The organism is Coprococcus sp. AM11-30B (genome assembly GCF_027674365.1).
Taxonomy (GTDB): Bacteria; Bacillota; Clostridia; order Lachnospirales; family Lachnospiraceae; genus Allocoprococcus; species Allocoprococcus comes.
In genome coordinates this window covers 82,417-101,933 of the sequence record NZ_JAQDVB010000011.1, presented here as the reverse complement: position 1 = coordinate 101,933, position 19,517 = coordinate 82,417, and the positions used below count along the sequence as shown (strand labels likewise).

The window sequence follows — 19,517 nt, the reverse complement described above, 5'->3', positions numbered from 1 at the left end:
TTCTTAAATCTTACACTTGTAATATTTGAAAGTCAAGTCTTTTTTCAGGAATTGTATACTCCAGATTCACCATTAGACTATCACACTTTTTCTCCTGCCTTTTAATATGCCGGAACACCATATCCATAAATGTTACTGCTTCCGATACTGTAACTCCGTCTTGCTACTTTATCCCCACTGTTGCCTTCAATGGTATTTACGGTTCCACCACTAACGCTCTCTACAATTCCAACATGGTCAATCGTTCCATTATTCCCCCAGTCAAAGAAAATAATATCTCCTACCGCCGGGGTATAACTGGCGTCCCGGAACCTGCCTTTACTTTCAAACCATTTCACACCGTCCGAACAAAGAGAGAATTTTGGAATAGCTCCACTCTGGATATAACCACTCTGGTCTGCACACCATGACACAAAGCAGGCACACCACTCTACTCGGCTTCCAAATCCATACCAACTCCAGTAGGTTGTTCCGCCTTTTCCTTCCTGAGATGCTGCTACCTGAACGATTGCCTGACTACCGATGCCTGTCGGGATTCTTCCAAATGCATAATACTGAAGCACATGCGGTACATACTGCTTGTCCCCATAACTGCTCCACCCCATTCTCTGTGCCATCATATCAGAAAATTCTGCTGCATTTGCAAGGGTATATCCACCTCTGGCTTTCGCCCATTCCAGATATCCATTTCCATAGTTGTAACTTTGCAATGCCAGTTTAATATTATCCATATCCAGAGGATTTTTTACCCCTGCACGTTCCAGACAGCTTTTTATCTCCTGCACTCCGCAAGAAATCGAATACTCTGGATCAGTGATTCCATTCGGCTGTTTGGGGTATTTTGTATTAAAGCTCCCTTCTGAACACTGCATCGGGTCAAGTCCTCTCCCACCTGATTCCTGCATCATAATGGCTTTGATTAGTTCCACATACTCTCCAATGCCATATTGATTTGCATACTGACAGATTAGTGGTTCGTATGCTTCTACTTCTGCACTAACCGAAGAAACCGTACTGGAATTATCCCCACCTGTCATGCATAGAAATCCACCAAATAAAATGACGATAATCAAAATCATAACCGCAATCCAACCACCTGCAGTCAATGCACTCAGTAATGCTTTTGTAGCTTCAATCAACGCTTTTATTGCATGTGTTACCGCTTTTGCTGTCTTTTTCACTGCAATCCTGGTATTCTGTGCAGTCTGCCTTGCTGTCTGCACTGCTTTTTCTGCTTTTTTCATAGAATAATGCATTGCCCGGACAGAAGCATTTGCAGTCTGCTCCGATGTCTTAATGCTGGTCTTTGCCGTCTGTTCTGCAGTCTTGACTGATTTTCCAGATGTCTTGATGGTACCCTTTCCGGTATTCTTTACAACCTGCTCCGATGCTTTCCCTGTCTTAATGGTTCTTTTATCCCGTTCAACAGTCTTGATTTTTTTTACAGCAAGTTTTTTTCCCTGCTCCTGTGCCTTTTCCCCGCCTGAAGGCGGTACTGGTCGGATTTGTTCTTTCGGCTGGTAAACTGTTTCTTCGCCTGCCAAAGAAACAGAAACTTTCTCTTTCTTCCGTTCAATAATCTTTCCTGCCTGTCTACGTACCTGATGCCCTGTTTCGTGAAAGATGCGGTCAACATGATTTCTGGTATCTTCAGAAATTCCCACACAATAGAAAAATGAACTGTAATAACTGTCGTGCTTTCCGCATTTTGCTAACATCTGATAAAAAAACTTTTCGTGTTCCTTTGATGAAAATCTGATTTCTGACATAGTTGCCTCCTTTTCCGGCACTAAAAAAACGCCACAAATTGTGACGATTTCCAGTGCCTTGCTTTTCATTATTCAAAATATTTTTAATTTTACATTCTTCCCCGGTTGATACTGTCCTCTCCCGGCTTTGTGGTCATCAGTTTATACAACCTTGTATTGGTTGGGAATCTATTGACGAACGGTACAAGCGAACTGCCGTATTTCACCAGACCACAACCGGCATCTGCATTTGTGATATATCCCATCTGTTCTGTGGAGATATTTAGAAGTGTTGCCAGTTTTGCCCTATCCGGCTCTGCCTGATTAAGCATCACGATATACTCACTGTTGGAAATCATCGTACTTGCAAGAACAGAATCTAACAAATATTCCACGTTCTGGGTAATTGCTGTCGGAAATGCATTACGCTTACGAAATCTTCGCCATGCAGAGTTAAAAAATGCTCCGGAATACTCATTTTCAAATACTACATGAAACTCGTCTAAGAAAATATGGGTTCGCTTTCCCTGTTTCCAGTTCTCCGTTACCCGGTTCAGCATTGCATCAGTGATAACCAGAAGTCCCATGGTCTTTAGCTGCTTTCCTAAATCCAGAATGTCGTATACCATGATACGGTTATTCACATCAACATTACTTTCATGTGCAAATGCGTCCAGACTTCCATTGGTAAATAATTCTGATACCAGTGCCAAATCCTGTGCTTCCGGTTCTTCCTGTTCTAAAAATTTTTCACGCAGCACCCGCAAAGTCGGCACTGCTCCGCCATGCTGATATTCCTCATAAACTTCTCCCACACATCGGTCAATAATAGAACGTTCCTTTGCATTGATTCCTTTTTTATCCAACTGTTCAAACAGAGATAAAATAAACTGTGACTTCTCAATCACTGGATCACCGCCATCTCCATAACCGTCTACCATATCCATTGCATTGATATAATCCCGGCTTCCTGCAGCAATGCGAACCACTTCTCCGCCCATTGCTTCAACTAATGATGCATACTCTCGCTCTGGATCACAAATCAGGATATCGTCCTGCGTTGCCAGTGCCAGAAATACAATCTGCATTTTTGCATTAAAGGATTTTCCACTTCCCGGCACACCCAAAAGGAATGAGTTTGGATTCAACAGTTTTTCTTTATTACACATGATTAAGTTATGGGAGATTGCATTTTCTCCACAATAGATACCTCCTGCGTCCATAATCTCCTGCACCCGGAATGGCATCAACACTGCTACACTCTCCGAAGTCAGTGTGCGGACTGCTGGAATCTTCCGGTGTCCGATGGGTAGTGCTGTATTTAGTCCGTCCATCTGCTGAAATTTTAGAATCGAAAACTGGCATAACTTTTTCCGTCCAATTGTCAGAAGTGTTTCTGTATCTGCGTCAAGCTGTTTCTTTGATTCTGCCGTATGCACCATAGTCAGTATTCCAAACATCATGCGTTGATCTCTCGTGGTCAGATCGTCCATAAACTCTTTACTCTCTTTTCTCTGCTGTTCCAAATCATAAGGAATCACTGCAGAAAAGTTATTGTTTGCATTCTGCCGTCTCTGCCAGTTCGTGATATTTGTCTCCACACCAAGCAGACGTTTTTCCACTTCCTGTACTGCTTCATCAGTCGGAACCGGAATCACATCAATACTCAACATCAGATTTCGATTCATGTCGGTCAGTTCTGCTATCATATCGTCTTTGATGTAAGAAGCATACTCACGAAGAAAAAGTACCCTTCCATAACGATCTCCCATGCGGAAATAATCTTTTTCAAATTCAAAGGTATCCGGACAGATATAATCTTTGAAGCTGTGTCCTTTTCTCATATTCTCCTGAATATCAAAATGGAAACCAGATTCTTCTCCTGTACGGTAAAAATCATGCAGAATCCGTAACTTATCTTCTCCATTTACCTCTGCACATTTGGAACCCAATCTTGCAAAATGGCTGTTCAGCTCTGTTGTCACTCGTGCAAAATACGTTCTGGCTTCTTCGATCGTTTTCTTATAGCAGGATACTGTCACATATTTTTCCTGCACCATGCTGTTGGAACTGGTTGCCTTATCTAAAAGCATGTTGTTGTACTCTTTCCGATATAAATCCAGTCCGTCCTCCTGCATCGGAATCAGAATTGCTTTTTCAAAATCCACCTTATTCAAGCGGCGATTGTTGATTGTTATTTTTGTTGTTCCACCGCAATCGAACAAATTTAATAAGTCCATATATTCCAGGAACATGGCTTCCTTATCTACTTTGCTTGCCACCGCATAGTTGATATCTGTAAATTTATAAGTACGTGCAAATTTATTTCTCCCGATTTTAAATATCCCGTCAGACCAGATGGTCTCGATGGGAATTACCTGCTGTACGCTTCTTGGAATTACAAATTTTTCTTTATCCTGCTTGAAGATATTACTCAGCGTTTTTATCATTTTTCTTGCGTCCCTCCTTCTTCATACTTTCTTTCTCATATTTTTTAATGACTGGTTCTACCGCATCAAAATAAAAATTTTCTGACCGGAACACCAGTTTTTTCGGCATCAGGATTTCTGATTTTATCCATGCCCAGATAAACTGCTCCGCTGTCATTCCATGATATTTTACAAACCCGAACACTACACATGGGGCAGCTCCCAGTACACAAATCCAACTCACTGTTTCCATACTCATGTATGGGTGAAGCAAAAAATAAAGCCCAACGTCAATCCCGCAGGCTAATCCTGAAAAGATAAACTGTCTCAGGGACAATCCGAAAAAGATTGCCTCTGTGTAATCCCTGATTTCCTTGTTAATTTTTACTTCCAAAACGATACACCTCCAAATCGCACATTTGTTATATTTTTCCTGTTCTGTTACACTTTGGGTAAATGAAAGGGGGACTGACCTATGCCAATCACTGTTATGATTTCACTTGTTGTTACCGTTGCTCTATTCCTGATTTCTCTGCTGTTTCGGATTGCTGCCAGATTAAATCTGACCTTACCGCTGTTATACTTCCTTGCTGTTTCCACGATTCTGAATCCATGGGCAGCAAGCCATGAGAAACTAGCATTTGCAATCCTCTATCTGCTGACTGCCTTTTCTGTTCTTAGCTGGATTACTGCTCTACGACGCAAGTGGCAGGAACATCAATACTACAAAGCTATGAAAGACGATATGTCCTTCCAGATTTCTCGTGCCAGACAAAGAGGGATTTCTTTAGATTCTGTCCATTTTGATTCTCAGGGGAATATGCGGTATAACAATAGCAACAACATTGTAGAATAAATTTTAAGGATGCTTTCGGGCGTCCTTTTTACAATCCCATCATTTCCCTCACTACCCTGTCTGACATCTTCACCGCACCGACCAGTACCAACATATTAAAAATCAATTCTCCAATATAGCTCCACACCATAGTCACTGCCGCTGCATTTGGATCGACTACTGGCGGTGATGATGCAAACAATGAAAATATAATGCAGGCAAGTACCACGATTGCTCCCTCCAGACACACTGCTGCATAGGATTTCAAGAAACTTCTTCCAATATTTTGGCTCGGCTCTCCCGCAAAGGAAGATAACGGAATCGGTGCAATTGCTGTATATAGGAATAATCGAAAAAATCTTCCATATACACTCATAATCATAATGAAGCTCAGAACTGTAATAAAAAGTCCACCGATCAACGTCACCGCCCATAGAGGAATACTTTCAAAAAATCCACAATCTTCTACCGCTTCTATGATTTCGTCCGGTAAAACGGTATCTTCTGTACTTCCAAATCCTGCGGTCTGCATAATTGTACTGGTCACTCCTTGTATGATATTGAATAATGCCATCATCAGCTCCAGTCCATACGTGACTACGCCTTTTGCAATCGCAAAACGGATAAATATTTTTAATGCATGTTCCGGTCTTTTTACCTCTGTAAAACTTCCACAAGTCTTGACCACTCCGACTACAAAGAAAAGCACTAACAAAGCATAGCCGATTGCCTGCAATGCTCCATGGATCTGCACAATCACCTGCCAGATACCGCCACCTTTAAAAGTTTCCGGTGACTGTGTGAGTATCTGCCATATTTCCGCAAGTTTACTGTTCCAGGTATCCAGGGCATTTTGCAAGTTCTGTACTACCCAGTTATCTGACACTTTCTAAACACCTCCTGTCTTAGCCGGGTCGGTGCGGCTCCTTTCGGGCCTGCACCGTCCCATTTTCTTGTTTTCTTCTTAACCTGTAATCAGATTCAGGATTTCTTTTGCAAATGTAATGATTACACCGCCTGCTAACGTTAAAAATCCGTTTGCTCTCTGGCTTGGATCATGAGATTTCAGTGATAAACCAACCTGCACAATTCCAAATCCTAATAAAATCATTCCGATAGCACGAATCAATCCAAAAATAAATGTGGACAGATTATTGATAACGGTCAGTGGATCGTCTGCCGCAAATACGGTACTTGCTCCTGCTGTCATAAACAGTACCATTGCAATATACACTGCCATGGCACGTTTCATTTTTGCTGTCATTGGCAGCTTCTTCGTTACTTTTGTGGTTTCTTTCTTCTCCTGCTTCTTTCGCATATCTAACTTCATTTTTGATAGCCTCCTATATATTTTTCTTGGATTTACTGATATTTCTGTATGATTTCTTCCAGATCTTCATCGGATAATAATTCGTAATCTTCCGATTCCAGTGAATCGTCTGTAAGTTCACCTTCTAAACTGTCTCCCAATGAGATACTTGCCACCGCCCGGCCAACCGTACCATGCAGATATGGTTTCCCGTTTCCGTCAGTCGTAAGTCCCACATTGGGATGCTTTAAAATATCGAATTTCTCGTCTAAAATTGGTCTTTCTCCACGAATAAAAAGAATCGCATATCGGTTATCCAACATGCGAACTTCATCGGGTGTCATCAGCTCCCGCCCTGTATTCTGATAATTGGTGGAATAGTTCCCGGAATGTCCTGTTGACTTTCCATAGGTGTTCGTGTCAATCGTTGCCTTGCCAAGAAGTTCGCTGACATATTTATGTGTTCCCTGCTCATTGCCGCCTAAATATAAAAATTCATCACAATTTCCAATAATGCTTTCCCACTGCTTTTCGAACAATGCCTTTAACTGTGCCAGATTCTGCAAAATAATACTGACTGACACTTCTCTGGAACGCATAACGGACAGAATCTTATCAAAGTCATCAGGCAGTGAAACATTTGCAAATTCGTCCATGAGGAAATGCACATGAACTGGAAGTCTTCCACCATATTTATGGTCTGCCAGATAGAACAACTGCTGAAATAACTGGGTATATAAAATTGACACCAGAAAGTTGTAACTGGTGTCGTTGTCCGGGATTAACGCAAATAAAGCCACTTTCCGCTCTCCCAGTGATGGCAGGTCTAAATCATCTGTTGCAGTCAGTGCTGCCAGACTGGATAAGTTGAATTTCTCAAGTCTTGCGGCTAATGTGATTTGAATGGATTTTAATGTCTTGGCACTACCAGAGTGATAATCTTTGTAATACTTTACTGCGATATGTTCCGGGTTCTTCATTTCCAACCGCTCAAACAATTCATCAAGCGGTGACTGGTACTGGTCATCGTCCTCTCTGACTTCTCCGGCACGAAGCATTTCCATTACCATCGGGAAATTCTGCTCCTCCTCTGGTGCTTCATATCTCAGATAGAAAATCAGTGCCAGTAACAACATGGAAGCTGCGGTATCCCAAAATGGATCGTTGGACTGACTGCCTTTTGGTGTAGTCGCTTTGAACAGGTTCGTCACCAGTCTCTGCACATCGTTATCATCCTTCAGATATACAAACGGGTTATAGCAATGGCTCTTTTCCATATTGATCAGGTCAAGCACTCTTACCTCATATCCTTTTTCTTCCAGAAGATACCCAGTGTCCCGCAAGTTCTCTCCTTTTGGATCTAAAACCACAAAAGAGGTATTCGCCTGCATCAGATTCGGCTTTGCAAAAAATCTGGTCTTTCCTGAACCGGAACCGCCAATCACAACCGTCAATACATTTCGCAAATGTTTCCGCATATTGTAGCTGATTCGTACATGCATGGTCATCAACTTATTTTTTGTAAATCGCTTCTCCCTGTATCTGCGATTGATTTTTTTCACATTTCCCCATTTGGCAGAGCCATGTTCTTCGCCTCGTCGGTAATGTTTCCTGGTAGAAATATAAATCCCGATTCCCATGGCGTAAGACAGCAAAAAAATAAGGACAGTTTTTACACTGTCCCCACATAACTGAATCGAAAACGGGTGGTTCATTGCTTCCGGGACTCCTTCCAGAATCCCCATAAGACCAGACGAAAGATAAGGTGCGACAAGTAACGCAAACCAGATAACCGGGATAATTCCAATTACTGCCAGTATCAGACCACTCTGCTCATCATCGTTCTTCATGGCTTCTGCGTCCTCGCTTTTCCTTCTCCGGCGGTACTTCGATTTTCTCTATCACTTTCATCAGAACATTATCGACAAGCTCCGTATCCTTTCCCTCTTTCAGCATCTGATTCCGCTTATCTTTCAGGGAATGGAACACCACACCGCTCTCATATTTATCCAGTTCTAACGTGATCGTATCACTGCTCATTTTGCATTCTCCTTTCCCTGATTTTTCTAGCGTGCTTCACCTCTATCATGCTCTTGAGTTTTCTGTTCACCTGTTTTAACTTCAGATTCCTTCTGTTCAACCTCGCTCTTTTCCTGCTGACGCTGATTCAGATTTTTGTCCTGCTCTAACACTCTCGTCATTCTTCCTGATATTGCATTAGCTGCATCTCTTGCTTTAGAAAGCTCTCCTCTTACCTCCTGTGGTTCCATATTTTCAAAAAACTCTGGTGCATGTAAAAAATTATATCGACTGGTATCCATTCCATATTTTTTACACAACATATAAGACGCACACGATACATGAAATGCATCTTCATTTTTATCATAGTGTGGATTTCCATCCGCATATCCGGCAAATACCAATTCCGGCACAAGATTCTGAAAGATTTCCTGTGCACTCATCCCTTTTCTTACATAAATACAACCTTCTTCCGGTTTAAAAAATGCTCCTTTTTCATCCGGCATCTGTTCTGGTTCTGCCGCAACAATATTTACCGGAGGGGTACTGACTAACGCCCGGATTAAATCATGTTCTTCATATTCTGACTTTTGGATTGTTGTATCGGACATTGTTGTCTGAGAAATATCATACAGCTTTTTCGCATTATAATAATTTCCAACTGTACCATCTTCACGCTTATATGTTTTTCCCGGCTCTAAAATCAGAACTGGATTCTGTCGTTCCATACGTTTTAAATAAAATCCATGATCTCTCCAGTATCCATAGTCACCTAATTTCTGTGCATCTGGTCTTTGTGCCAGAATCAGAAGTGCATTATTGGTAGTATATCGATCAAAGGTACTCTGTACATCCAGATACTTCTGCAGCATTTTCCCATCCGTTGCCACTTGTGCGGTTACCTGCTCTGACAACTCATAGCAGCGATTCCTGTTATTTCTGCTTTCCGCAATAAATGCCTGTACCTTTTCATCCTGTGGTACAGCCGATGCATTTAATAAAGAATCAAAACTATTATCCATAAAATTTACCTCTCTTTCCCTTTCCTTGGTTTTCGTTTCTGTTGTGGCTGCTGGTGGCGAATCTGATTCCGGTCTTTATTTCCCTGATTTCTCACCGGATCATTTCTATTCTCACGCCGCTCCGCTTCTTTCTTCCTTGCATTCTGTATTTCCCGAAGTTCCTTTCTGACCGATAGTTTCTCTGGTTTTTCCGGGGTAAATAGCTTAGAAGTACCCTCTGCGGTTTTCTCTTGCTTCTTTGAGGTAGGCTCGGACAGACGGGATTTGGTCGTCTTTGCCAAAGAGGGGTTTTGCTCCTTACCCTCTTTCTTCACCGACTCTCCAAACAACTCGTCCATAAGCTGATCCTCCTTGGATTTCTGCGGATAATCTTTCTCCGGTTCTGCCTGTCCCTGTTTTTCCTGCTGAACCTGTACTTTTTCCGGCTTCTTTTCCTGCTTCTCTGATTTTCCGGCTTTTGCTTTTTCTGCACGTGTCCGCTCAATTTCCGTCTTAATCTTCGCTGCTTCTGTTACAGATGCAAACTGGAATCTATCTACGATACGGTTGATTCTTGGTGCATCTTCTTCCTTTACAATCACATCTACCAGTCCGTCACTGCTTCCTTTGGGATTTCGGACTGCACAATATAACACGCCATATCGCTTTGCTTCCTGCACGAATTGTTTCAGATCACTTTCTTTCACCGAAAATACCGTCAGTGGTCTACCTGATTTAACCAATGTTTCAAGTCTTACTCTGCCTTTTGTCTTTTTCTTCTCTTTTAAGACTGTATACAGCATCACTGCCAGATGCTTCGCACCTGTACCACTGATCTTCAATGCTGCTTCACCGACTTCCAACGACATTCGTACCACCTGGTCAGCGGCTTCGCCTGATGTGTTCATGGCTTTGTTCCTCCTTCTTCTCTTTTTCTTCCCGCACCGTCTTAAATTTTTCTTCGATTACCTTGGAACGTGCGGCGATTCCATCGCAAAGTGCTGCCTCCTTTCTGAGCGTTCCAATTTTCTCTGTCAGAACTTTTATCTGCTCTTTCATTTCCTCTATTTCTTCTTCCGGTCTGTCTGCCCGGATCTTATAACGCAGGTGCTTCCGCTCCTCCACACACTGCTCCGTTTTCTTCTGCAAACTTTCTTTCAACGAAAAAAGCTGCTCTGCAGTATCTATGTGATAATGGCAGAGCAGCTTCGTCTCTTTTGAAATGGTATTTAGTTTTAATAAATCTTCCCGGAACAATACATGCACCTGTTTAGCAGATATTGACGGGCGATTCTTCGGTAGGATTCCTAAAAGATAACAGTAATGCAGATACAATCCCCGAAGTCCTCCGATTTTTCTTGTCTGCTTGAAGTTGCCGGATACCCGAATCCGGTAATGCCTCTGAACCGGAAATTTCTTCTCGGCAGGTAATTCATTTTCTTCCAGAATCCGAACCCTGATTGCTTCCAGTGAATAATTCTCTCCAAAATTCCGCTTTAACTTCAGACCACGCTCCCGCCCTTCCGGACGAATGGTAATGTCTTTCCCGAACTTAAAAGAATATCCTTTTTCCCGCAAATAAAAAAAGAACTGTTTTTCAGTCCTCGCCTTTCGGATTGCCTCGTCAACATCTGCCTTTACCATGCTGTGATAACTCGGCTTCCCATCCTGTTCTGCTTGCCACTCGGCATAATGTTTTCCTTTTCCCTGTTCTGGCTGCCTCACAACCGATAACTGGTATTCTTTACATAAACGGTCTGACACCATCCACATATCCCGGTAATCCTGATTTGTCCTGTGGTATCTTTTCCCGTCAAGGAATGAAACAGAGTTCACCACAAAATGATTGTGTAAATGATTTGCCTTATCCAAATGAGTTGCAATCAGCACTTGATACTGACCACCCCACAATTCTTCTGCCAGCTTCTTCCCAATCTCATGTGCCATTGCCGGATTACATTCTCCCGGTGCAAAAGACTGGTAGCCATGAAATGCAACAATTCCGTCCTCCTTTCCAAAACGCTTTTTGACTGCAATCATTTCTTCTCTGGCTGTTGTCGGTGCACAATTAACTCCAGATACATACTGTTCCATCAGTTCTTCCGCTTCTCCGACAAGTTCCATTTCCATAGATTCAGATTGCCTCCGTCTGATCTTTTCTGCATTCACCGCATAGGTAATTACATCATTAAGTCCTTGTGTGGATCGTGATTGATTCTCAGATATTCGCCCTTCATTGTTCTCTTTCGTCTTATCCGGATTCTCCGCATAATTGATTACTTTTCCAATCCACCCCTTGATGCTCCAGATTGATGTCACTGCCATGATTCATTTTTCTCTGGAAGTATCACTGCTTCTGTAATCTTACGGACTGCTTCATTGAACTTCCGCACTTCCTTATCGTAACGCTGCACATCTACCACATTTAACACATGAGCTTTCTGTGCGATCTGATTTAAGTTATTTCCAATCTTATGCAGCTCCCGCATCATAGAATAATAATCTGGCGGCGGTGCGTCTCTTGGAACAACACCAGAAATCAACTGTCTCAGGTAAGATTCCCGGTTCAGCCCGCTTTTCTTTACTTTCTTATCCAACGCCTCCGCTTCTTTTTTGTTCAATCGAAAAAGGATTGCTACATTACGTTTTCTCAACGCTCCATCTCCTTTACTTTCTGTATAGAATCTGGTTCCTGGCGAATCTGGTGTTTTTCTTTATCGTAGCTGTAAACTCTGTCTGAAAGAACCTCCTGCCGTTCCACTTCATTTTTATTTACTTCCCGTACCATTTCACCAAGCATTTTCGGTTCCATCTCTCCATTATCCGGAACAATCAGAACTTCATGCACAGATGACGGTAACACATAAAATCCTTCTGGAAAAAGCTTTTCCAATTTATTTAAAACTTCTGGCTGCGTGATCATAGATGCTCCATATTGCTTTTCTACATTCGTAAGTGCATACAGCATATCATGTGAACGAAGTCCAAAATCAACATTTTCATCTAACAGGTTTGTTGCATGTCCTTCTTCATTAAAAATACTCAACAACATCTCGTCCATTGACTGAAGAATCGGTGTATTTACAGGCTGTATATTTGCTCTGGCCTGCTGGAACATTTCCTTTGCATCCACATTCCACATCTTAAGATGTTCATTTTTCACCTTCATAGTCGCTTTTCCATCGTTAGACTTTACCGGAAAATCCACATAACAGATAGCCGACAGATCTTCGATATTTTCATGAGGCATTTCCTGTAACATTCGTTTGTTTGCCTGGGTGTTTACAAGCATCACTGCCAGATGTTCCTTCACTGAATCATAATCCATTGGGTTGATACCACAGTCCACAAATGGGGCATTGCCTGCTTCTTCCATGCATTTTGCAATTTCATTCATCACTTTCTCAACAGGTTCACCCAAACGTATTTCATTAAAAAACGACCCTACATAAACAACTGGGCACACATTTTCTTCCTGTAGTCTTACCTGTACTCCTATCATCTGGACTCCATTATTTTTATTCATCTGCATTACCTGAAATTCTGCATTCTCATATTTTTCTGGGAGAAAATTCCTGATGTCCTTTGCTACACTTTCCGCAAACACTTTTTCTGCTATCATTTCTCTTGCAATCATTTCTTCTGTTCTCCCTTCTTCTTGTTCATTTTCTTTAAATATTCCTGATACCGTCTTTCTGCTTTCTTCTTGTCTTTCATTGATACTTCAACCTGCATCTTGTATCTCCTTTCTTTTTGTCTACTGAATCTTGTTAATCTGCAACAGGCACATCAACACTACTCCTATAATGCCACCTACTAATACTCCACAAATAAACTTCAACATTGTTACTTTCTCCTTTTTCATTTTCTGAGGGTTTCAGGGATTCCCCTGACAAGCTGCCGCAGACTGCCAGACAGGAAACCTGTGTGGCAATCCAAAGGCGTTGCTTGCTGGTATTGTGTATTCATCTGCACCCGTCTCACTGTTCCGGGTATCAGAAGATTTACTTGCCGAAAAAGCACTTGCTTTTTTTATTCTTTCAGTTCACAAATCCCGCAAGTTTCACACAAGTATTCACACTTTGTGCATCGTACATTTTCATCAGTTGCCATACATTCTTCACTTGCCGGACAATACTTTTGACAACTTTCACACTGCTCCGTACAGCTTTCTTCTGACACTTTCTCAGCAATAATTCCTAGTAATTCACTCGGTTCTTTTTCCTCTTTCAACTGTGTTTCCAGAAAAATCTTCAACAGTTCTTCGCTGTCTACATCGTCTTCCTTCATCAAAATCAGTTCTTTCTTATACACAACCTTCAGCTCATATCTTGCAATTTTCATATCTTTTTTCACCTTCTATCTCTCATATTTTTCATGACCAGACATATTCTTTTTCATGCTTTTTTCTCTCTTTGTAATTGCCAGATTTAACTTGATGCAGAGCAGATCGTTGTAATCTTTTCCTTGTTTTGGTGGTACATCTTTTATCTGATATTGCTTCGGAAGTACTGTAGAAATTGCTTTTGTGGCAAGTCTTCCAATACGGTCATTATCCAAATGCAGAACGATTGTCTTCACCTCTGGATGCATTTTTAATGTCCTGACCAACGTTGCAGGGACTTTACTTTTTTCAATTTCTTTTGCTGGCTGATAAACACCTGCCAGTGACAATAAATGTTCTCTCCTCCACTCTTTCCCGTCTAATTTCTGCAACGTCGCATAGGATAACAAATCAATGGCTGACTCAAACAGATGCACCGTATCATTGGATTTCTCTGCAAAAATGGAAAAAGAATAATTCTTATCGTTTCCATTTGCTTCTCCTATAAAGCTGGTTCCGATTCCTCTAAGAGCTGCATATTTCGGATTATCTTTCTCATCCATCCCTACAAACACTACGTTATGATGAAATGCACTTTCATAAACTCTTCCGGACTCCAAACAAAACTGAATGATTTCCTTATCAATCCCACGTCCTAAAAGATACGCAATCACTTTCTGATCATCTTGATTTTTCTTTGGCAACAGTAACTGTTTCTCCATCGGAACATTCTCAGATACAAAAAGAGGCGGCTGAATATTTGCCCGTTCTGCAAGCAATTCAACCGCCTCTAAAAAACTGTATCCTCTTACTTTGATCAGATAATCCAGTGCTGATCTGCCACCGGTTCTCTGACTCCACCACATCCATTTCCCATTTGATATTTTCAAACTATCGTGTGTTCTGGTAGTGTAGGTGTTGCCAGAAAAGTGAACTAATTCGTATGGTTCATAATTTTTCAAGTACGTAAGCAAATCCATCCGCTTGACCTCCCGCACGACCGATGGTGGTATATATGGCATAATTTTCATCTCCTTTCTTGCCTTAGATTGATATTATTGGGGATAATATCCGGGCATGAAAATAGCCAGGCGATTCCTTGGGGTGGAACCAACTGGCTATGTAATTCCTTTTTGTAAATTTTAGTGACCTACGACAACACTATTTCTTCTATAAATTTATATATATTTTCATTTTCTTCTACATCCTTTTTACTTAATGAAGCAATTTTATTTATTGCAGATACAACCCAATGACTTTTATTATTCGTATATGGAATATCGAAAGGCAGCAACAATGTTTCCAATTCTCCTGTGTTTAATATATGTAAATGATTTTCTCCCATTTTTTTTAATAATTCTTCAATATTTTCTTTTAATTCCCCTTCATTTAAATGTCTTATTCCTTCTTGATGATATACCTGATCTCTATTTGCTTTTAAAGCTTTTTTCTTCTCATCAGCATCCATTCCATCAGCATTTATTTCTTCATCAATCTTATCCCTCAATTTGCCAATATATCCTCTATATCGTTGTCTTTCAGATTCATCAATTGACATTTTTTTATAAATTTATTAAATTCATCATTTACTCTTAATATATCAAAATCTGTAATAACCTCATATCTTATACCTACAGCTTTATACATTTCTGCTATTTCCGCTAAAGTTTGTTTATTTTGTCCATGTGCAAAATACAGACCTGACTGTGGAAACACTTTTTCTATTAATTCTTGATAAACCAACTCATCTGCCTCTGCTTCCGTCACAATTACTTTTTCACAAAACAAACCTTCCAATACTCTCGAGACTCTTAAAAGAGGAGATTGTATAATTGTCTGTAACACTCCCTTATCAACTAAATCTATACTATTTTTCAATGATTCCGGTTGTGTAATTCTTATTACATTTATATCTGTATTTTTAGATAGTATCCCTTTCAAAATTTCCACACTGTGTGTTGAAACAAATATTTGTTTATTTTCATCAAACTCTCCTATAAGTTCCCCCAATTGACGTGCTAATGGTGGATGTAAAAAAGCTTCCGGTTCATCTATTAACAATACATCATTTTCTTTTGTTTTTAATGACAAAAAAGTAGATACGTAACTTTTCAATCCATCCCCTTGATCATCTAATAATTTCTCATTAAATAATTGTAAAACTCCCTCTTTTTCTTGCTCAAATGTCCCCCGCAAATATCCAAAATCTTCACCAACACGAAAACCTAATCTATCACCTAATGTTTGTGTATCTAATATTATATCTTTCTTGAATATTCGTTTAACATTAGCTGACAATTCCTGCAACACTTTATCTTCAAATTTAAAAGATGTAAGATAATTTGTATTAGTACTATCTAATCCATAGTTTTTTTGCATTTTGCAAATTGTTAATCTTTCTTCTGTTCCTAAATATCGAAAAAATAATGGTCCAAAATACTGAAAAAATGATATCTCATTTTTTTCTCGTACAATATTTTTGAAAAAATCTTCCCACTCTGGAGCAACAGAATTTAAACTTCTCGTAAAATAACTTTCAAACGTAGTATTTACGTCCCAAGGTTGATTTGATTTATTTAAATATGTTCTTAAAATCCAATTTCCATACATATCTTTTGTCATTTTATTTTTGACATTATAAGACTCTTCCACCTCTTGATAGCTTTCTGGATAAGAATACTCAATTTGATTGATAATTTTAATATCTGTTTTATCTCCACTAAGCCAATCTCTTAATTCTTTCAAAAATCTACTTTTGCCAGAATTATTGGGTCCAATAACTACATTGATCCGTCTAGGTTCAAAATCTATTACTCCATCTATAGTATTTAGTTCTAATTTATCTATTCTAAATTTATACATATATACTCCCATTGCATTTTTATTTTTAGTAACAGCATGTATCTTTTACTTTCCTATTAATTCACAATCCTTCAATATCTTCTCAATAGCCTCCCATGCAGTCAATGAAGGATTCTCTTTATAATACTGATACCCTTTATATTGATACAAAGTATATCCATTGTCCTGATTTCTCTGCATAATTTTTCTTGCCCGATCAACAGCCGCAATTACATTGGACAAGTCCATTTTCTTAAGACATCTCTTGAAATTATTCTCTTCTTTGAATTCGTCCATATTTTGAAATTTTTCTCCAAACGCCCGGTTAATCGGTGTAATATACTGTTTTCGATGTGAAAATGACGCATTACAGTTCGTCATATGAAGAATGATCCATAAATCAAAAGTAAAATTACTATATCCAGATTTATATTTTATCTGTTTTCCTATTTTTTCTGCCTTCTTCATATTGTCCAGAGCTTCTTGAAAGCCTCTGACATGAAGCGGTTCATCACTTTCGTAATCAAAAAAATGATAGATTTCAATCTTTCTGGTAACGATCAATGACTTCGCATGCTTTAATGGATTCTTCCTTACCGGACAATCAATGGACACCTTGCATGCAGTTTTTTCAGTATTATTTATCGTGTCCTGCAGCCATTTTAAGTACCACTGTTCTGTTTCTCCCTCAACACTGAAATAATATTTATTTGTTGGTTTTCTCTTTGCCATCCCTATCCCTCTTTTTCATCACATAAGATTTCTTCAAAGATTGGTGTAAAATCAATATCCTTTATTGCTCCATACTGGCTGATGAAATATTTACTCATATAATCTTCGTGCTTACGAACACCCTTATCACCTGTTGTGCCAAAATCAGATAATGCATATAATACGCTGTCATGTGTATCATCATCACGCTCAACAAACTTAATCTCGTCTCTCCTAAAAAGGTTTGAATTCAAAAATATCGGATTATGAGTATTAAATATAAGCTGTGCATGATGGATGTTTACATCATCATTGTGAAATACATTGATAATACTCATCAATGCCATCGGATGAATGGATGCATCAAATTCATCCACCACCAATGTTCCACCCGTTTGCATCGCTTTAATTACAAGAGGAAACATATTGATAAATCGAATCGTTCCATATGACTCAAAAATATCTGCTGCAACCGCCGTAGTCTTTTTGTTTTTCATATTTTTAAATACAGAATATAATTTTGCATCAGGCTCGTCATCGCTCACGACATATCCTACTGCATTTGAATTAATTCCAAATAATTTTGCAGCTTCATCTGTTGTTTTTTCAACATAGATTGCTTTCTTTTTTGGATCTGCAAATCTTTTAATCAGTTGCATCGAATCCGCACGATAAATCACCATAAACTTATTCGTAAACCAATCAACAATCAGCTTTGTGAATTTAGGCGAAAAAATCAACTTAAAACCATTGGTTAAAAATAATTCTTCTTGATTCAAACTGTTTTTCGCAATTTCATTTACACTGTCTGCGTTCTGTTCTGTTATATCCGACAAATAATCTTTAATAACCTTTAAGTTCTCTATTTTCAGATCTTGCGTACGTTCAAATACTCTTTCTCCATTGACCTCCAGCACTTCTGCAAGGATTTTTCTTTGATGTTCCTCCTCAAGAAAGGTTCCAAGATCAACCTCTAATTCATAGTGTATTTTAAATTTATGATTTTCTCCATCTTCCTCATAAAATTCTATTTCAAAACATACCGGTTTTGATTCCATTTCATTATTATTTGGAATCAATTCTAATGCTGCTGCAGCTGGGTTTGGTGATGATTTTTCTTCAGAATTTCTGATATTTCCTCTCAAAACAATTGCCCGCAATATATCCATCGCACCAATAATATTAGTTTTTCCTGCCGCATTCGGTCCATAAATAACCGAAGAACTTAACCCTTTTATCTCTTTTCCTTTTATTTTTGTCTTCATAAGACTATAATCTAATCCCTTTTGTTTTGGCGCAGCTACCATTGAAAAGCTTGCCTCTTCTACAAAAGATTTATAATTTTTTGTTTTAAATTCAAGAAGCATTTTATTACCTCCATTCTGCTTGTTTTTAACAAAATCATATTTATATTATAGTCTTATTGTATGATAGAGTCAATTTTTTATTCTTATTTTGCACTTTTTCTTCAAAATCATTTTATTTTTGTTAAGTCAAGGAATCTTTATATCATAGATTCCCTGACTCTCCACCGCTTGCCCTATCTTTCCCAGTCCATCCTTCCTGTCACATTCAACATCTTTTCTTCTCGGAAGCTGAGCATCTTTCCATTAGTTCCACCGACAATGATATGATCCAGCAATTCTATTCCCAGTAGCTGTCCGCACTTCTGCAGCTTTTTCGTAACGATCATATCCTCTTTTGACGGTTTCACATTGCCACTGGGATGATTATGAAGTCCAATGATTGCAGAAGCATTTGCCAGAATACTGCTCTTAAAAACTTCTCTGGGAATTACCAAAGATGCATTGATCGTTCCAACACTGACCAGATTCATATTGATTACCTGTCCATTATTTTTCATATTCAGGATGCAAAATACTTCTCTGTCGTATTGAGATAACTCCTTCGCCATCAATTCTACAACAGCCTGTGGACTGTCCAATGTCTGCTCACTATAAAGAGATGGTTCTTTTACTAGACGGATATTTACAACTTCCAATTCATTCCCCATTGTTCTGATCTCCTTTTGGAAATTCTACAACCAGAAGAACATTACTCTCTGAAGATTCCACATATGATTTCAATTGTGATAATGTCATTTCCAAATATTTAGGTTGTTCCACCATAATCTGCTCCTTTCGTTTCTTCCCTTGCTTCTGTTTTCCCTGACAAATAGCTTATCACTTTGTTTGTCTTAATGCTTTTCTGCAACTCACTGATAATGCACAGATCTGCTACATTCACTCCCGGCAAAGCAAGCATCTCATCCATCGTCATATTGACAATCTCTTTCCGTA

Annotated in this window: 22 protein-coding genes; 1 reads left to right on the top strand and 21 read right to left on the bottom strand. The window is 39.4% G+C overall.

Annotated features, from left to right (window positions below; genetic code table 11):
* Positions 1-101 precede the first annotated feature (101 nt).
* From PGU50_RS09100 to PGU50_RS09090, 3 genes are all read right to left on the bottom strand, one after another.
* Entirely contained in the window at positions 102-1,769 is a 1,668-nt protein-coding gene (locus PGU50_RS09100) for a DUF6075 family protein (RefSeq protein ID WP_270246760.1), read from the bottom strand.
* An 89-nt stretch (positions 1,770-1,858) separates the two neighbouring features.
* Positions 1,859-4,198: a VirB4-like conjugal transfer ATPase, CD1110 family gene (locus tag PGU50_RS09095; RefSeq protein WP_270246759.1), complete on the bottom strand. Its 2,340-nt coding sequence runs from the start codon at positions 4,196-4,198 to the stop codon at positions 1,859-1,861.
* A complete protein-coding gene (locus tag PGU50_RS09090) occupies positions 4,179-4,571 on the bottom strand; it encodes a PrgI family protein (protein WP_270246758.1) in 393 nt (130 codons plus the stop codon). The genes PGU50_RS09095 and PGU50_RS09090 overlap by 20 nt, the downstream gene beginning before the upstream one ends.
* A gap of 81 nt (positions 4,572-4,652) precedes the next feature.
* On the opposite strand from PGU50_RS09090, the gene PGU50_RS09085 reads away from it, so the two are divergent.
* The gene (locus tag PGU50_RS09085) at positions 4,653-5,033 is read left to right on the top strand and encodes a hypothetical protein (RefSeq protein ID WP_270246756.1); all 381 of its coding nucleotides are present in this window, start codon (positions 4,653-4,655) and stop codon (positions 5,031-5,033) included.
* A gap of 28 nt (positions 5,034-5,061) precedes the next feature.
* Here the strand turns inward: PGU50_RS09085 and PGU50_RS09080 are convergent, their stop codons facing one another.
* From PGU50_RS09080 to PGU50_RS08995, 18 genes are all read right to left on the bottom strand, one after another.
* Positions 5,062-5,898 (bottom strand): hypothetical protein, encoded by an 837-nt coding sequence (locus PGU50_RS09080; protein ID WP_005342786.1) that lies wholly within the window; start codon positions 5,896-5,898, stop codon positions 5,062-5,064.
* Positions 5,899-5,976: 78 nt separating this feature from the next.
* Entirely contained in the window at positions 5,977-6,342 is a 366-nt protein-coding gene (locus PGU50_RS09075) for a glutamyl-tRNA amidotransferase (RefSeq protein WP_115624663.1), read from the bottom strand.
* Positions 6,343-6,374: 32 nt separating this feature from the next.
* Positions 6,375-8,171, bottom strand: a complete 1,797-nt coding sequence (locus tag PGU50_RS09070) for a VirD4-like conjugal transfer protein, CD1115 family (protein ID WP_270246754.1) — start codon at positions 8,169-8,171, stop codon at positions 6,375-6,377.
* Positions 8,158-8,361 (bottom strand): hypothetical protein, encoded by a 204-nt coding sequence (locus tag PGU50_RS09065; protein WP_173789905.1) that lies wholly within the window; start codon positions 8,359-8,361, stop codon positions 8,158-8,160. The genes PGU50_RS09070 and PGU50_RS09065 overlap by 14 nt, the downstream gene beginning before the upstream one ends.
* A gap of 26 nt (positions 8,362-8,387) precedes the next feature.
* Positions 8,388-9,362 carry a hypothetical protein gene (locus tag PGU50_RS09060; RefSeq protein WP_270246753.1) on the bottom strand — a complete coding sequence of 325 codons (975 nt, stop codon included), beginning with the start codon at positions 9,360-9,362 and terminating at the stop codon, positions 8,388-8,390.
* Between the two features lie 5 nt (positions 9,363-9,367).
* On the bottom strand, positions 9,368-10,249 hold the full coding sequence (locus PGU50_RS09055) for a DUF3801 domain-containing protein (protein WP_118445560.1): 882 nt from the start codon (positions 10,247-10,249) through the stop codon (positions 9,368-9,370).
* Complete coding sequence (locus tag PGU50_RS09050) at positions 10,224-11,666, bottom strand: relaxase/mobilization nuclease domain-containing protein (RefSeq protein ID WP_270246751.1); 1,443 nt, start codon at positions 11,664-11,666, stop codon at positions 10,224-10,226. Before PGU50_RS09050 ends, PGU50_RS09055 begins: the two co-directional genes overlap by 26 nt.
* A complete protein-coding gene (locus PGU50_RS09045) occupies positions 11,657-11,995 on the bottom strand; it encodes a plasmid mobilization protein (RefSeq protein WP_270246750.1) in 339 nt (112 codons plus the stop codon). Before PGU50_RS09045 ends, PGU50_RS09050 begins: the two co-directional genes overlap by 10 nt.
* Positions 11,992-12,978 carry a DUF5688 family protein gene (locus tag PGU50_RS09040; protein ID WP_270246749.1) on the bottom strand — a complete coding sequence of 329 codons (987 nt, stop codon included), beginning with the start codon at positions 12,976-12,978 and terminating at the stop codon, positions 11,992-11,994. The genes PGU50_RS09045 and PGU50_RS09040 overlap by 4 nt, the downstream gene beginning before the upstream one ends.
* Positions 12,979-13,098: 120 nt before the next feature.
* Positions 13,099-13,185 (bottom strand): DUF3789 domain-containing protein, encoded by an 87-nt coding sequence (locus PGU50_RS09035; RefSeq protein WP_101872451.1) that lies wholly within the window; start codon positions 13,183-13,185, stop codon positions 13,099-13,101.
* Between the two features lie 188 nt (positions 13,186-13,373).
* Positions 13,374-13,685: a hypothetical protein gene (locus PGU50_RS09030; protein WP_270246748.1), complete on the bottom strand. Its 312-nt coding sequence runs from the start codon at positions 13,683-13,685 to the stop codon at positions 13,374-13,376.
* 15 nt (positions 13,686-13,700) lie between these two features.
* On the bottom strand, positions 13,701-14,687 hold the full coding sequence (locus tag PGU50_RS09025) for a DUF3991 domain-containing protein (RefSeq protein WP_270246747.1): 987 nt from the start codon (positions 14,685-14,687) through the stop codon (positions 13,701-13,703).
* Positions 14,688-14,815: 128 nt separating this feature from the next.
* Positions 14,816-15,172: a hypothetical protein gene (locus tag PGU50_RS09020; protein WP_270246746.1), complete on the bottom strand. Its 357-nt coding sequence runs from the start codon at positions 15,170-15,172 to the stop codon at positions 14,816-14,818.
* Positions 15,169-16,527, bottom strand: coding sequence for an ATP-dependent nuclease (locus tag PGU50_RS09015; protein WP_270246745.1), 1,359 nt, complete (start codon positions 16,525-16,527; stop codon positions 15,169-15,171). The genes PGU50_RS09020 and PGU50_RS09015 overlap by 4 nt, the downstream gene beginning before the upstream one ends.
* A gap of 45 nt (positions 16,528-16,572) precedes the next feature.
* Positions 16,573-17,238, bottom strand: a complete 666-nt coding sequence (locus PGU50_RS09010) for an RloB family protein (protein ID WP_117559159.1) — start codon at positions 17,236-17,238, stop codon at positions 16,573-16,575.
* Between the two features lie 2 nt (positions 17,239-17,240).
* Positions 17,241-18,584, bottom strand: coding sequence for an AAA family ATPase (locus tag PGU50_RS09005; protein WP_117559161.1), 1,344 nt, complete (start codon positions 18,582-18,584; stop codon positions 17,241-17,243).
* Between the two features lie 173 nt (positions 18,585-18,757).
* On the bottom strand, positions 18,758-19,231 hold the full coding sequence (locus PGU50_RS09000; RefSeq protein WP_117559163.1) for a JAB domain-containing protein: 474 nt from the start codon (positions 19,229-19,231) through the stop codon (positions 18,758-18,760).
* A gap of 98 nt (positions 19,232-19,329) precedes the next feature.
* Positions 19,330-19,497: a hypothetical protein gene (locus tag PGU50_RS08995; RefSeq protein WP_330412105.1), complete on the bottom strand. Its 168-nt coding sequence runs from the start codon at positions 19,495-19,497 to the stop codon at positions 19,330-19,332.
* Positions 19,498-19,517 lie beyond the last annotated feature (20 nt).

Coding starts and splice junctions, on each gene's coding strand:
- PGU50_RS09100 (WP_270246760.1), bottom strand. CDS start 1,769: ATGTCAGAAATCAGATTTTCATCAAAGGAACACGAAAAGTTTTTTTAT.
- PGU50_RS09095 (WP_270246759.1), bottom strand. CDS start 4,198: ATGATAAAAACGCTGAGTAATATCTTCAAGCAGGATAAAGAAAAATTT.
- PGU50_RS09085 (WP_270246756.1), top strand. CDS start 4,653: ATGCCAATCACTGTTATGATTTCACTTGTTGTTACCGTTGCTCTATTC.
- PGU50_RS09075 (WP_115624663.1), bottom strand. CDS start 6,342: ATGAAGTTAGATATGCGAAAGAAGCAGGAGAAGAAAGAAACCACAAAA.
- PGU50_RS09070 (WP_270246754.1), bottom strand. CDS start 8,171: ATGAAGAACGATGATGAGCAGAGTGGTCTGATACTGGCAGTAATTGGA.
- PGU50_RS09065 (WP_173789905.1), bottom strand. CDS start 8,361: ATGAGCAGTGATACGATCACGTTAGAACTGGATAAATATGAGAGCGGT.
- PGU50_RS09060 (WP_270246753.1), bottom strand. CDS start 9,362: ATGGATAATAGTTTTGATTCTTTATTAAATGCATCGGCTGTACCACAG.
- PGU50_RS09055 (WP_118445560.1), bottom strand. CDS start 10,249: ATGAACACATCAGGCGAAGCCGCTGACCAGGTGGTACGAATGTCGTTG.
- PGU50_RS09050 (WP_270246751.1), bottom strand. CDS start 11,666: ATGGCAGTGACATCAATCTGGAGCATCAAGGGGTGGATTGGAAAAGTA.
- PGU50_RS09040 (WP_270246749.1), bottom strand. CDS start 12,978: ATGATTGCAAGAGAAATGATAGCAGAAAAAGTGTTTGCGGAAAGTGTA.
- PGU50_RS09035 (WP_101872451.1), bottom strand. CDS start 13,185: ATGTTGAAGTTTATTTGTGGAGTATTAGTAGGTGGCATTATAGGAGTA.
- PGU50_RS09030 (WP_270246748.1), bottom strand. CDS start 13,685: ATGAAAATTGCAAGATATGAGCTGAAGGTTGTGTATAAGAAAGAACTG.
- PGU50_RS09025 (WP_270246747.1), bottom strand. CDS start 14,687: ATGCCATATATACCACCATCGGTCGTGCGGGAGGTCAAGCGGATGGAT.
- PGU50_RS09015 (WP_270246745.1), bottom strand. CDS start 16,527: ATGTATAAATTTAGAATAGATAAATTAGAACTAAATACTATAGATGGA.
- PGU50_RS09010 (WP_117559159.1), bottom strand. CDS start 17,238: ATGGCAAAGAGAAAACCAACAAATAAATATTATTTCAGTGTTGAGGGA.
- PGU50_RS09005 (WP_117559161.1), bottom strand. CDS start 18,584: ATGCTTCTTGAATTTAAAACAAAAAATTATAAATCTTTTGTAGAAGAG.
- PGU50_RS09000 (WP_117559163.1), bottom strand. CDS start 19,231: ATGGGGAATGAATTGGAAGTTGTAAATATCCGTCTAGTAAAAGAACCA.
- PGU50_RS08995 (WP_330412105.1), bottom strand. CDS start 19,497: ATGACGATGGATGAGATGCTTGCTTTGCCGGGAGTGAATGTAGCAGAT.